This window comes from Acinetobacter calcoaceticus, assembly GCF_016508255.1.
GTDB classification, from domain to species: Bacteria; Pseudomonadota; Gammaproteobacteria; order Pseudomonadales; family Moraxellaceae; genus Acinetobacter; species Acinetobacter calcoaceticus_E.
Genome location: NZ_JADVKT010000010.1, coordinates 30,715 through 44,413 on the forward strand (window position 1 = coordinate 30,715; position 13,699 = coordinate 44,413).

General features: G+C 41.1%; 14 protein-coding genes. 10 read left to right on the top strand and 4 right to left on the bottom strand.

The window, feature by feature from the left end:
- Nucleotides 1–67 precede the first annotated feature (67 nt).
- The 6 genes from glnK to I5515_RS15920 all read left to right on the top strand — a co-directional run bounded on the left by glnK (nt 68) and on the right by I5515_RS15920 (nt 5,570).
- The gene (glnK, locus tag I5515_RS15895) at nt 68–406 is read left to right on the top strand and encodes a P-II family nitrogen regulator (RefSeq protein WP_000780326.1); all 339 of its coding nucleotides are present in this window, start codon (nt 68–70) and stop codon (nt 404–406) included.
- A gap of 56 nt (nt 407–462) precedes the next feature.
- Complete coding sequence (locus I5515_RS15900; RefSeq protein WP_199968491.1) at nt 463–1,857, top strand: ammonium transporter; 1,395 nt, start codon at nt 463–465, stop codon at nt 1,855–1,857.
- A 161-nt stretch (nt 1,858–2,018) separates the two neighbouring features.
- Nucleotides 2,019–2,477, top strand: coding sequence for a transcriptional regulator NrdR (nrdR, locus tag I5515_RS15905; RefSeq protein WP_199968492.1), 459 nt, complete (start codon nt 2,019–2,021; stop codon nt 2,475–2,477).
- A 15-nt stretch (nt 2,478–2,492) separates the two neighbouring features.
- Complete coding sequence (ribD, locus tag I5515_RS15910; RefSeq protein WP_199968493.1) at nt 2,493–3,578, top strand: bifunctional diaminohydroxyphosphoribosylaminopyrimidine deaminase/5-amino-6-(5-phosphoribosylamino)uracil reductase RibD; 1,086 nt, start codon at nt 2,493–2,495, stop codon at nt 3,576–3,578.
- Nucleotides 3,575–4,867, top strand: coding sequence for a DNA adenine methylase (locus I5515_RS15915; RefSeq protein WP_003654420.1), 1,293 nt, complete (start codon nt 3,575–3,577; stop codon nt 4,865–4,867). Before ribD ends, I5515_RS15915 begins: the two co-directional genes overlap by 4 nt.
- A 43-nt stretch (nt 4,868–4,910) precedes the next feature.
- Nucleotides 4,911–5,570 (top strand): riboflavin synthase, encoded by a 660-nt coding sequence (locus I5515_RS15920; RefSeq protein ID WP_199968494.1) that lies wholly within the window; start codon nt 4,911–4,913, stop codon nt 5,568–5,570.
- Nucleotides 5,571–5,631: 61 nt separating this feature from the next.
- Here I5515_RS15920 and I5515_RS15925 read toward each other — a convergent pair whose 3' ends face one another.
- From I5515_RS15925 to I5515_RS15940, 4 genes are all read right to left on the bottom strand, one after another.
- Nucleotides 5,632–5,850, bottom strand: a complete 219-nt coding sequence (locus I5515_RS15925; RefSeq protein WP_199968495.1) for a hypothetical protein — start codon at nt 5,848–5,850, stop codon at nt 5,632–5,634.
- Nucleotides 5,851–5,982: 132 nt separating this feature from the next.
- Nucleotides 5,983–6,621: a hypothetical protein gene (locus tag I5515_RS15930; RefSeq protein WP_199968496.1), complete on the bottom strand. Its 639-nt coding sequence runs from the start codon at nt 6,619–6,621 to the stop codon at nt 5,983–5,985.
- A gap of 38 nt (nt 6,622–6,659) precedes the next feature.
- Nucleotides 6,660–7,067: a DNA polymerase III subunit chi gene (locus I5515_RS15935; protein ID WP_199968497.1), complete on the bottom strand. Its 408-nt coding sequence runs from the start codon at nt 7,065–7,067 to the stop codon at nt 6,660–6,662.
- Nucleotides 7,060–8,508 (bottom strand): leucyl aminopeptidase, encoded by a 1,449-nt coding sequence (locus I5515_RS15940; protein WP_199968499.1) that lies wholly within the window; start codon nt 8,506–8,508, stop codon nt 7,060–7,062. Before I5515_RS15940 ends, I5515_RS15935 begins: the two co-directional genes overlap by 8 nt.
- A gap of 143 nt (nt 8,509–8,651) precedes the next feature.
- Between I5515_RS15940 and lptF the strand changes: the two genes are divergently transcribed.
- The 4 genes from lptF to I5515_RS15960 all read left to right on the top strand — a co-directional run bounded on the left by lptF (nt 8,652) and on the right by I5515_RS15960 (nt 13,696).
- Nucleotides 8,652–9,752: an LPS export ABC transporter permease LptF gene (gene lptF / locus I5515_RS15945; protein ID WP_199968501.1), complete on the top strand. Its 1,101-nt coding sequence runs from the start codon at nt 8,652–8,654 to the stop codon at nt 9,750–9,752.
- Nucleotides 9,752–10,822, top strand: a complete 1,071-nt coding sequence (lptG, locus tag I5515_RS15950; RefSeq protein ID WP_199968503.1) for an LPS export ABC transporter permease LptG — start codon at nt 9,752–9,754, stop codon at nt 10,820–10,822. Before lptF ends, lptG begins: the two co-directional genes overlap by 1 nt.
- Before the next feature lie 126 nt (nt 10,823–10,948).
- Entirely contained in the window at nt 10,949–12,496 is a 1,548-nt protein-coding gene (gene gpmI, locus I5515_RS15955) for a 2,3-bisphosphoglycerate-independent phosphoglycerate mutase (protein WP_199968505.1), read from the top strand.
- Between the two features lie 15 nt (nt 12,497–12,511).
- Nucleotides 12,512–13,696 carry a S41 family peptidase gene (locus I5515_RS15960; RefSeq protein ID WP_199968507.1) on the top strand — a complete coding sequence of 395 codons (1,185 nt, stop codon included), beginning with the start codon at nt 12,512–12,514 and terminating at the stop codon, nt 13,694–13,696.
- The last annotated feature ends 3 nt before the right edge of the window (nt 13,697–13,699 follow it).

The following is a 13,699-nucleotide window of genomic DNA, read 5'->3' on the forward strand; positions in this document are numbered from 1 at the left end:
TTTGAAATATTGGCATGAAAATTGAACATAAAACCTTACTGGTGAAAAGAAGCCGAAGGAAACAAACATGAAGCTTGTAACTGCAATTGTAAAACCGTTTAAATTGGATGATGTGCGTGAAGCGCTTTCTGACATTGGTGTACAAGGGATTACCGTAACTGAAGTTAAAGGTTTTGGTCGTCAAAAAGGGCATACAGAACTCTACCGTGGTGCAGAGTATGTGGTTGATTTCTTACCTAAAGTAAAAATCGAAATTGCGATTAGTGATGAAATGGTCGACGCGGTAATTGAATCAATTACACGTGTGGCAAGCACTGGGAAAATTGGCGATGGTAAGATTTTTGTGACTAACCTGGAACAAGTAATCCGTATCCGTACGGGTGAAACTGGACCAGATGCTGTGTAATTGGCACAAAGCTTGCTGAGTAGAAAATAACTCGCAAATGAGGTTGGGGGACACGAATGAAAAAAATGCTTATGGCGCTGAGTCTATCAGGCGCTCTTTTGGGTGGTACTGCCGTTTGGGCAGAAGATGCTGTAACAACGCCTACATCGGAAGTTGCGGCTATATCAACATCTCAAGCTACTGCAACCACTGCAGCAGCACCAGTTGCTGCAACTCCGGCAGCTCCCGCACCAACACCAAAACTTGATACCGGCGATACATCTTGGATTTTGGTTTCAACAGCTTTGGTTTTATTAATGACCATTCCTGGGTTGGCATTATTCTACGGCGGCATGGTCCGTAAAAAAAATGTACTAAGTACAATGATGTTCAGTCTTTCTGCTGCGATTTTAGTCAGTTTGCTGTGGGTGATTGCTGGTTATTCAATCGCGTTCTCTGGCACAGGTGCATTTTTTGGTGACTTGTCTAAAGCAATGCTAAACGGGGTCGGGTTTAATGCATTGAGTGGGACCATCCCAGAAACTCTCTTTGTTATTTTCCAAATGACTTTTGCCATTATTACAGTTGCAATTCTTAGCGGTTCTATTGCAGACCGTATGAAGTATTCAGCTTTCATGGCCTTTATTGCAATTTGGGTACTCGTTGTCTATGCACCAATTACTCACTGGGTTTGGGCAACAGATGGTTGGTTATTTAAAGCAGGCGCATTAGATTTTGCCGGTGGTACAGTTGTACATATCAACTCAGGTGTTGCAGGTCTCGTTGCTGCTTATATGCTTGGGAAACGTATTGGCCTTGGCCGTGAATCTATGGCTCCGCATAACTTGACTCTAACTGTAGTCGGTGCAAGTTTACTGTGGGTGGGTTGGTTTGGCTTTAACGGTGGTAGTGCTTTAGGTGCTGGCGCTCGTGCAAGTATGGCAATTTTAGTGACTCAAGTTGCTGCCGCTGCTGCCGCATTATCGTGGTTGGTTGTTGAACGCATGATTCGTGGTAAAGCATCTGTATTAGGCGGTGCTTCTGGTGCTGTCGCTGGTTTGGTTGTGATTACACCAGCAGCAGGTTTCGTCGGTGTAGGCGGTGCTTTAGTTATGGGCCTTATCGGTGGCGTAGTTTGCTTCTGGGGTATTACTGCACTTAAACGCTTACTCAAAGCTGATGATGCTTTGGATGCGTTTGGTTTACATGCTGTAGGTGGTATTGTCGGTGCGATTTTAACTGGTGTATTTTACAGTGATGAAATCATTAAAGCAGCCAACGTGACTTTGGCGCCAACATTCGCTGGCCAATTGTGGGTACAAGTTGAAGGTGTATTAGCAACTATGGTTTACAGTGGTATCGCGACTTTTGTAATTCTTAAAGTGATTGATCTGGTAATTGGTATCCGGGTTAACGCTGATGATGAACGCATGGGTCTGGATTTAAGCCAACATGGCGAACGTATCGAATAATTCGTAATATATCTGCTGATTTTAAAAAACAGTCTTGCGCTGTGATCAAAGCGATGCTTTGATCTTGCTCAGGACTGTTTTTTTGTCTTATAGAATGCTGGTTCTGTAAGTGTAGAAATTTTGCTACACTAGGTCAAAGTAATCGACCCTATAAGTCCGCTATGCATTGTCCATTTTGCAACGCCGCAGATAGTAAAGTCATTGATTCACGTTTAGCCGCCGAAGGCTGTCAGATTCGTCGACGTCGTGAGTGTGTAAGTTGCGGTGAACGTTTTACCACTTTTGAGAGCTATGAAGTGGTGATGCCCCGTGTGATCAAATCGAATGGAAAGAATGAACCTTTCGATGAGGCCAAGCTACGCCGTTCGTTAATGCATGCTTTGCAAAAACGTCCGATCACCCAAGAACAGATCGAAACTGTTTTAAGTGATATTCAATTGCAGATTCGCCGTTTAGGTGAACGTGATGTGAAGTCTAGAACAATTGGTGAAGTCGTCATGCAATCTCTATTTGCACTTGATCATGTCGCTTATGTCCGATTTGCTTCTGTTTATCAAGATTTTCAGGATGTTGAAGCTTTTCGCCGTCAAATTGAGCAAATGCAGCAACGTGAACAATAACTATTTGAGATTTTTATGTCTGAGTTGAAAAAAGATCAATATTGGATGCAGCAAGCTATTGAACTTGCTAAACGTGGTCTATATTCGACTAAGCCTAATCCAAATGTTGGTTGTGTCATTGTCAAAGATGATCAGTTAATAGGTGAAGGCTTTCATCCTAAAGCAGGTCAACCACATGCAGAGGTTTTTGCCTTACGTCAGGCAGCTGAGCAGGCTCAAGGTGCAACAGCGTATGTGACGCTTGAGCCATGTGCACATTATGGGCGAACACCTCCTTGTGCTGAAGCACTGGTTAAGGCACAGGTTAAAAAGGTGGTTGTGGCATGTCCTGATCCAAACCCGCTTGTAGCAGGTAAGGGTGTTGAGATTTTGAAAAATGCCGGCATTGAAGTAGAAGTTGGCATTTGTGAAGATTTAGCAGAAAAATTAAACCAAGGTTTTTTAAAGGCTATGTCTACAGGCATGCCTTATGTACGCTTAAAAGTAGCCTCAAGCCTAGATGGACGTACTGCAATGGCATCTGGTGAATCGAAGTGGATTACTGGTGCAGTTGCACGTCAAGATGTCCAGCATTGGCGTGCCATTTCAGGAGCGGTGATTACAGGAATTGAAACTGTGATTGCAGATGACTGTCAGCTTAATGTGCGCTCACTTAATCATGTTGAAATTGAGACAGTTGCTCAGCCAAAACGAGTTGTTTTAGATCGTCAGGGGCGTTTGCCGCTTAACGCTAAAATTTTAGAAAATCCTGAAACTGTGATGGTAATGGGACCATATCGTCAAGAACTTGCCAATTTAGGCGTGATACAATTAGAAATTCAGCCTTTAAAAATGCTGTTACAGACCCTATCTAAGCAACATCAAATTTATGATGTGTTGGTGGAAGCCGGTGCAACATTATCTACTGCCTTTTTACAAGAAGGTTTGATAGATGAACTGATCAGTTATATTGCCCCGACATTGTTGGGCAAAAGTGCAAGAGCCATGTTCAATGCAGAGTTTGAATATATGGCACAACAACTTCGTTTTACACTTCTTGATGTGACACAGCTTGATCAAGATATACGCTTAAGGTTAATCCCTACGCAAGAGAAAGTATGAATCCAGAGCCTTCGGTTTATCACAAACGTCGTCATGCGGCCCGTACGACAGACGAGTATCTTTTCCATCAGCTAGTTCCTTACCTAGGTAACAAGCGCCGATTGCTCCATCTAATTTTAGAAGCCCTTGAAATTACAGGGACGCTGAATAGCAAGAAAAAGAATCCTCCGATTTTTGCCGATTTCTTTGCCGGCAGTGGTGTAGTGTCTCGTTTGGCGCGTCAAAATGGTTACCGTGTGATTGCGAATGACTGGGAACCTTATAGCCATGCGTTAAATCATGCGATTTTAGCTTGTATTGATGCTCCTGCTTTTAAAGAGCTGGGTGGTTACCAGAAGGCAATCGATTATTTAAATCGCTTACCTGAAGTTAAAGGTTGGGTAACACACAACCTTTGCCCACGTAATGATGATATTTATGATCCCGCTCGTGACCGTTTGTTCTTTAAACGCCGTAATGGTATGCGTATTGATGCGATTCGCCAGCAGATTGCAACATGGCAATCTCAAGGCGCAATTAATGATGTAGAGATGAGTGCATTGCTCGCACCTTTGCTCTATTCAGCAAGTTTTGTCAGTAACACGAGTGGCGTATTTAAAAGCTTTCACCAAGGGTGGGGCGGACGTACACAAACTGCGTTAGAACGAATTGAGTCATTACTTTGGTTAACACCGAGCCGTTTTTGCGAGATTGGTGATCGTAAACGTCCGGCTGCTGAAATGTGGTGTGTAGATTCACAGCATCTAGCAAATCAAATGAGTGGTTTTGAAGTAGATGTTGCCTATCTCGATCCACCGTATAACCAGCACGCATATAGTAGTAATTACCATGTTTTGAATGCATTAACTTTATGGGATCAGGTCGACTTACCTTCACCAGATACTAAAGGTTATAAGAGCGGAATTGATAGAGCTTGGCGTAAAGAGCGTCCAAGCCCTTATAACTCTTCTAAATATGCGAAAGATGCGTATGAAAAGTTACTTTCAACCATCAATGCCCGCTATATTCTGACCAGTTATTCAACTGATGGTAATATTGAGCCGAAAGATTTGCTTATGGCCAATCTGGAGCGCGGCAAAGTGACCTTGTTAACCCAAGATGTTCCGCGCTATCGAGTAAGTAAACAGCGACAGTCTGAACGTGCACGCGTGCTTGAGTTTATTGTGATTACAGATACTCATGCTAAGTCAGGACCACCATTACGTCAGTTATTAGGCCAGCTTTACCACTTCGCCGAGCTAGGTGGTGTAGATACTTCAGGTAATAGTACACAGCTCGCACTTTGGTAAGCACTGCAATTTAAGCAGTGTAAAAAGATTTGGAGATTGAGCCATGTTTACAGGCATTATTGAAAGTTTAGGAAAAGTTGAAAGCCTGCAAAGCGTAGGTGGTGATGTGCGTTTACGTATTCAGACTGATCTGGATATGTCTGATGTACATTTAGGTGACTCGATTGCAACCAATGGTATTTGTCTCACCGTGATTGAATGGGGCACTAATTGGTACGCAGCTGATGTTTCTCGAGAGAGTTTAAACCGAACGACTCTGGGTAACTGGAAAGTTGGGCAACGTGTCAATGTTGAAAAGGCAATGTTACCGACAACACGCTTTGGTGGACACATTGTAAGTGGTCACGTTGATGGCGTAGGTGAAATTACTGTAGTACGTGAAGATGCTCGCTCAATCTATTATGAAGTTACAGCACCCGCAGAACTTGCTAAATATTTAGCGGAAAAAGGTTCTGTGACTGTAGATGGAATTAGTTTAACAATTAACCACTTACGTGGAAATATTTTAAGTTTGAATTTAATTCCGCATACAGCAGAGCGTACTAATATTGGAACGTGGCAAGTAGGCAGCAAGGTAAACCTTGAAGTCGATGTTTTAGCGCGTTATATCGAGCGTTTATTACTAGGTGACAAGGCTGCTGAACAAAAAACAGAGTCAAATATTAGTATGGCTTTTTTAGCTGAAAATGGTTTTTTAAAATAAAAAACTAGATCGTTAAAATAAAAAAACCGGACACATGTGCCGGTTTTTTTATTTTGAAAATTTAATGCTTGGTTAGAGTAACCGATTGTGTGCCGACCCATGGCTTATTATGCTGAGTGCGGGTAATTGTAAAATCACGGTTTTCAGACTCGCGTGTAAGTAAGATAGATAAAGAGTTAAAATCGTTATGACTCATATAAAATTCTTGTGCTGAAAACGTCCATTGTTCGCCCTGATTAAGCTGTTCAACTTGCTTTGAAATCTGATGCAGAATGTCCATCTCTTAACCTCATTAATTATCTTAAAATCACTACTTTTCATTCTCATAATTAATTGATCTATAAGAATAATATATATGTCTATTTTGTGACAAATAAGTGTCATTTTTATGACAGAAGGAGCTTTTAAAACTTTACTTTTCTATTTTTTCATCAGAAAACTTAGAATTCTTTAAAATGTATTCAATTTCTTCTTGAGCTGCCGAGTTTAGCTTGGCTCGGAAAGCTGTTACAGACTGTTCAATTAAGCTCTCAGCTTCAAGTTCTAAACGAATACGTAAACTTTCAAGCTCAGATAAGATTTGATCATCGGTAATACTAAGTTTTACGCCAGCAGAGTAATTGACTGCTGGTGTTTCAGGATTTTTCTGATAACGCGCAGTTTGCTCTGCAACTTCTTGTTCTAAATGGCTACGTAATGTGTGTAATGTTTCAGTCTGTTCGTTAAATTTACGAATTTCATCTGCTTGTAACTCTGCAGCATAGGCAGCTTCTGATGCACGTTTGTCAGCAAGTGCTTTTTCTAAAGCAAGTTGACGACGAATACGTGCTTGCTCAATGAGCTCTGCTTTGAGGTCTGCGTAAGCTTGTTCAATTTTTTGCTGCGATTCTAACTGCGCTTTTTCGTCATTTAAAACCCAAAGCTGAATAGGCGTTTGAGGTTTTAGTAAGTCGCAAATACGTGCCAGATCCTGTTGATAGGCATGACGGACAGCTTCAGGCGCATTTAACCATCTTTTTTTAAAATCTTGCCCGACATTTAATGCCACCATGGTTCTCCTTTGTTCAACAGTATTTACATTTTAGCGCGTTATAATTTAAAGGTCCGCGGTTCTATACCCAAACGGCGATACATTTTAAATTTTTCTCGACCAATTTGCTTGGCTGTTTCATTATTTTCAACAATTTCTATAATGTGGCTAAAATGATCAACTTGTTCAAGTGCATGATTGTTAAAATTAAATACTAATAAGCCTTGTTCAAGCGGTTGTTTAGCCGAAATACATACAGCAGCATCAGTCTGATCAACACCATGCGCAATGAAACTGACAGGGTCAAAATCCCATAATCTTTCATCAAGAATCTGTTGTAGCTGCACATCTGAGCAATACCACCAGATTTTAGGATGCTTCTGTAAAATTTTCCGACATAAACGGCAAGCACTATCGACTTGCCGTTCTTCACTGGTTTCAAACAGATAAAAACTAACTTTAGCCATTCGTATTTACACGATTTGCTAAAAATTGCATGAGAAGGGGTACGGGACGACCCGTTGCACCTTTAGCTGGACCTGATAACCATGCTGTTCCAGCTACATCCAAATGAGCCCAACGATACTCACGTGTAAAGCGTTCAAGGAAACATGCCGCCGTAATCGCGCCGCCGTATGGCCCACCGATGTTCGCAATGTCTGCAAATGGTGAATCGAGTAACTCTTGATAATCTTCAATGACTGGCATGCGCCATACACGGTCAAAAGATTGCTCGCCAGCTTGTTGGAGTTCGGCTGCTAAAGCATCATCTGGAGAGAATAATCCACTGAGTACCTTGCCTAAAGCGACTACACATGCACCTGTTAAGGTCGCAATATCGACCACGATTGCCGGATTAAAACGTTTGATATAGGTCAATGTGTCACACAGTACCAGACGACCTTCAGCATCTGTATTTAGAATTTCAACAGTTTGTCCGCTCATGGTTGTTACAATGTCACCTGGACGAGTTGCTTTACCAGAAGGCATATTTTCTGCTGCTGCAATTGCACCAACCACATGAATAGGAAGTTTTGCTTCGCATAGCGCACGAATAGTGCCAAGTACAGAAGCTGCACCGCACATATCGAATTTCATTTCATCCATGCCAAGGCCTGGTTTTAAAGAAATACCACCTGTATCAAAAGTTACGCCTTTACCGACAAGGACAACAGGTGCTTGATCGATTCCAGCTTGATATTCAAGAGTTACAATGCGACCTGGGCGCTCAGAACCTTTACTCACTGCAAGAAAAGCATACATGCCTAAATCAGCCATTTGCTGCTCATTTAAAACAGTTACTTTAAGTAAGTCTGGGAATTCTGCGGCTAAAGCTAAAGCTTGTTCGGCCAAATATTCAGGGAAACAAATATTACCCGGACGGTTACCAAGGTCACGTGCGTAAGACTGACCAGATTGTACGGCATGTACTAAAGTCAGTTGTTGTTCATCGAGGTTAGTCATTGAACTAATTAAATCAACCTGTTGTAACACAAATTCATTTTTTTTCGATTTAAACTCATCATAACCATAAGCTGCTTGAGTTAAGCTTAAAGCAAATAAATAATGGTACTCGACAGGTAAAGCAGCAATATCAATTGCGATATGCTTAAATTTATTTTGTGTCGATTTGATAATGGTTTGAGCAAGTTTAGCAAGCTTAACTGCCTGAAGTTCGGCTGTTTTTCCTAAGCCAAGTAGTTGGCTGTGAGGCTGATTTGAAATCTGACCAAATAATGGCAGAGTTTCATTGAAGTTGCCTTTAAATTGGGTAGCGGTCAGAACGCTTTCTAGGTTATTGATTTGATATGTATTGATATTGCTTTGTAGCTGTTCTGAATCAACTAAAATCCACAAAGATTCATTAGATGTCTGTTCGGGAAAAGTTGTATAAGTTGTAAATTTCATGGCTGCCGTGATTGCCTATAGAAAGTTATGATGAATTAAAACATTGAAACACTTTCAAGCATAGCGTTGCAATGTGCGGTTTTATATTTTTAACATTCGGGTAAACTAGCAGTCGTCCCGATTAGCCTTTTGGAAGTATTACTTTGATTATTCGGCGTTATCTCGTCAAGCAAGTTGTCTCTACCTCATTGGTGGTCATTTCCTTATTGACCTTAATCATGATGGGTGGTCGTCTGATCAAATACTTTGGTGTGGCGGCGCAGGGACGTTTAGATGTCAGTATTTTATTTAGCATCGTTGGATACCGTTTACCTGAATTTCTAACACTCATTTTACCACTAGGGTTTTTTATTGGTTTAATGTTGGTGTTTGGTCGCTTATATGTTGACCATGAAATGGCAGTATTGAATAGTAGCGGTGTGAGTCGTCATCAATTGGCGCGACTACTTATTCCAATGACACTTGTTTATATGGTTTGTCAGTCTGTGCTTATGCTCTGGATGACGCCGTGGGGACTGCGTGAGTTTGAAAAATTAACCACCACTCAAGCGGTTCGCACAGGCTTCGATTTAGTTCGACCAAGAGAATTTATTTCTTCTGGACCATATACGATTTATGCAGGTTCGCTATCTGAAGATCGAAAAAATCTAAAAGACATTTTCTTTTATCAACGTGCTACTAAAGAAGATAAGCCAGATGTCATGATTTTGGCAAAAGAAGCGACTCGTGTAGAGGTTGCAAATGATACAGCCAATGTGGTTGATCTGGTGCAAGGCCGTCGTTATGAAATATTCCCGGGACAACCAAAGTATACACAAGCAGAGTTTCAATCTTATCGTCTACGTTTAGAAAATGATAAAGACGTTAAGTTTGAAAGTGGTGAAGTAGAATCATTACCAACGATGAAACTCTTTTCAAAAACGAATGATCCAGTAGTCAGAAGTGAGCTGGGATGGCGTTTGTTTGGACCATTCACCATTATTATTGCTTTAATGCTTTCTGTGGCATTGTCTGAGGTTAGCCCAAGACAAGGTCGTTATTACCGTCTTATTCCGGCGATTTTTATTTTTTCCAGTCTGATCGTATTAATGATTGCAATCAAGACTCGTATTAGTAAAGAAGAACTCGATATTTGGGCTTATCCTGCTGTGTTGGTTGTTTATGGCGTTGCAGCCGCCTTATTTTCCCGTAAGCAGAAATTGGCACCAAAAATCAAGAAACAGATCAAGCGAGTGAAATTATAATGTTAGCACGTCGAATAGTCGCCAAATATGTGACGAAAACCACTGCGCTTGCGATGTTTGGCACCACAGTTGTTTTGTCGATTTTACAGATCTTATTTACGTACCTTGGCGAGTTGGGTGAACTCAAACCAGACTATAACGCATGGCAAGCTCTCATCTATGTGTTGTGGGGAGCGCCTCGTTATCTATATGAAATTTTGCCTATTTCTGCCTTGATTGGTGCTGTAATTGGTTTAGGGTCACTCGCAACAAGTAGTGAACTTATTGTTATGCGCTCCGCTGGTATCAGCTTATGGCGTATTGTCGGTTGGGTTATGCGCTCCGCTTTACTGCTTATTATTTTGTCTTTTGCCTTAAGTGAATGGGTTATTCCATATACCAATGAAAAAGCAGAAAGTATTAAAAGTCACCGCTCTGTCGCTACCTTAGGTGAAGTCAAAGGCTATTGGTCACGTGAAGGACAACGATTTATCTATATTAATTATGCTAACTCTCAGGGAAGTTTAAAAGATATTCAAGTGGTCGATTTTGACCAGAACTATTACTTGCAATCATTGATTAATGCTCAGCAAGGACAGTTCGTGAAAAATGGTCAATGGGCTCTGAAGAAAGCGGAACAAATGGATATTTTGGCGACAGGAAATGCCATTAGAACTACCCATGATGAGCAATCACTTGCTTTAGCATTACAGCCAAAATATGTGAGCATGGTGACTTTAGACCCTGCAGATTTATCACCAAGTCAGCTGATTAGTTTTATGCGTTATATGGATGAATATAGTCAGGTTCCAAAGACCTATCAATTGGCTTTCTGGCAAAAAGTTGCCTCGCCATTTTCGTTGGTTGCTCTGGTTCTCGTGGCGTGTTCATTTATTTTTGGGCCATTACGCCAACAATCGATGGGCTTTCGCTTGGTGATTGCATTGTTTATTGGTTTGAGTTTCTATTATTTGCAGGATTTCTTGGGTTATGCCAGCTTGGTTTATGCCCCATCTCCTGCATGGTTCGTACTCGTACCGATCTTGTTAATGTTTGGTGCCGGAAGTTATTTGCTTTACCGCGCTCGCTAGTAATAATTGATATTTATGGTTTTCATCACTCGTAGATATTGGTGAAAGCCATAGGAAAAAATAGAGTCTTGACCGAAAATTCGGTAAGATATTGTGACGAAATTGTAGACAAAAGAGAAATAGATTATGACGGATGCAACTGCTGGCAAGATCCCTCACGTTCTGGTCATTATGGATGGTGTTGGACACCGTGAAGCGATTGAAGATAATGCTTTTCTTGCAGCAAAAACACCCAATTTGGCGGCAATGACAGCAAAGCATCCAAATAGTCTAATTTCTGGTTCTGGTGAAGATGTTGGTTTGCCTGATGGGCAAATGGGGAACTCTGAAGTTGGCCATATGAATCTTGGTGCTGGTCGTGTCTTGTATCAAGACTTTACCCGTATTACTAAAGATATTCGTACTGGCGACTTTTTTAAACATGAAGTGTTGATTGACGCCGTTGAAAAAGCTAAAGCCGCTAATGGTGCTGTTCATATTATGGGATTGCTCTCAGAAGGTGGCGTGCATTCACATGAAGACCATATTGTGGCGATGTGTGAACTTGCATTAAAACGTGGTGCAAAAGTTTATTTACATGCTTTCCTTGATGGCCGTGATACACCACCACGTAGCGCTCAGCCGTCTTTAGAAAAATTAGATGCATTATTTGCTCAATACCCGGGTCAAGGCCGTATCGCGACCATGATTGGCCGCTACTTTGCAATGGATCGCGACAACCGTTGGGATCGTGTTGAGCAAGCTTATCGCTTATTGACCGAAGGTGAGGCACTTCGTACTGCGCAAACGGCAGTGGAAGGGCTAGAGTTAGCTTATGCAGCCAATGAAAATGATGAGTTTGTAAAAGCGACTCGTATTGGTGATATCGCTAAAGTGCAAGACGGTGATAGTGTTGTATTTATGAATTTCCGTGCTGACCGAGCTCGTGAAATTACTCGTGCATTTGTAGAAAAAGAATTTACTGGCTTCGAACGTAAAGTTGTACCAAACCTTTCTAAATTTGTCATGCTAACGCGTTATCAGGCTAGCATTGATGCGCCAGTTGCATACATGCCAGAAGCATTAAAAAATTCATTGGGTGAATATTTATCTTCTCTTGGAAAGACTCAGTTACGTATTGCCGAAACTGAAAAATATGCCCATGTAACATTCTTCTTTAGTGGTGGACGTGAAGATGAATACCCAGGTGAGAAGCGTATTTTAATTCCATCTCCAAACGTTGCGACATACGATCTTAAGCCTGAAATGAGTGCTTATGAAGTCACTGATGAATTGGTTAAAGCCATTAATTCAGGTGAATACGATTTATTGGTTGTGAACTATGCCAATGGTGATATGGTGGGGCATACGGGTATTTTTGATGCGGCAGTTAAAGCAGTTGAAGCAGTCGACCTTTGTTTAGGTCGTGTTTATGAAGCGGTAATGGCAAAGAAAGGCCATATGTTGATTACTGCTGACCATGGTAACGTTGAGCAAATGCAAGACTACGAAAGCGGTCAAGTTCACACTCAACATACAACGGAACTTGTACCGTTTATCTATGTTGGCCCAACACAAGCAACAATTGCAGAAGGTGGCGTGCTTGCCGATGTAGCACCGACGATTCTCAATTTAATGCAGATTCCTGTCCCTGCTGAAATGCAAGGCCGTAATCTGATTACATTATCTGCATAAGCCAAAGGTGATTGGATGCTGCAACACATTAAATATAAAAAACTTATTGTAAGTATGTTGCTGTGTTGCAGCCAATTTGCTTTTGCAGCGCCAGTTGTAAAAGAAAAATTGTCACCTTTGCATTCGGATTCGGAAGAACCGGAACATAGTTATGCAGAGGTGCCGATTGAGTCGATTCAACAGTTTGTACAAATCTATGGAATCGTTCGAGATAATTACGTTGATGTGAAGTCTGACGATGCCCTATTTCAACAAGCCATTAAAGGGCTAGTGAGTGGGCTCGATCGTTATTCGCGTTATTTGTCGGCAGAAGAATATCGTCAATTGATTCAATATACCGAAGGTGATCTTGCTTCGGTTGATTTTGCTTTAAGTCCTGAAGTGCATCTCCATAAATGGGTGATTCGTGATCTTAAAACTAGCTCAGACTCATATAAATTAGGTTTGAGAAATGGTCAGACTATTCTCAAGATTGATAACCAAGACTTAAAAAACTTAAACCAAGATCAGGTGTTCGGACTGCTTTATGGTTCGATAGGAAGTACGCTTCAAGTACAAGCAGAAGAATTAAATGGAAACATTAACTTAGTTCGTAATAAAAAAATAGAAACCGATATAGAACCTGTAATGCTACATAATCAGGTTCTTGTACTAAAAATTAGGGTATTTCAGCAAGACACGGCAAATGAAATTAAACGCTTAATTGAAGAAAATAGTTCACCACGTTTAAAAGCCGTTTTAATTGATTTGCGAAACAATCCAGGTGGGTTGTTATCGGCAGCAGTTGAGTCCGCAGATTTATTTTTAAATAATGGAATTATCGTCTCAACCAAAAGCCGTTCGGAAGGTAATCAGCAATTTCAGGCTCTGCCTGGCAATGAGTTTCAGAATATAAAATTAGGTATATTAATTAATCATCGTTCTGCATCAGCAGCTGAAGTTTTTACTGCAGCCATGAAAGAACACCAGCGTGCGTGGGTCATGGGTGAAAAAAGTTATGGAAAAGGAGTAGTGCAAAAACTATTTCCTTTGCCAAGTGGTGCTGCGCTCCAAATGACAGTTTCACACTATTACACGCCGAATGGCAATATGATTGAAGGGCAGGGTATTCAACCTAACCAGACCTATCCTTTGCCGCCAGAAATGAAAGAAGATGTATATTTAGATCGCGTTGCAGACTTATTTTTAAAGAGAAAGTAGTTT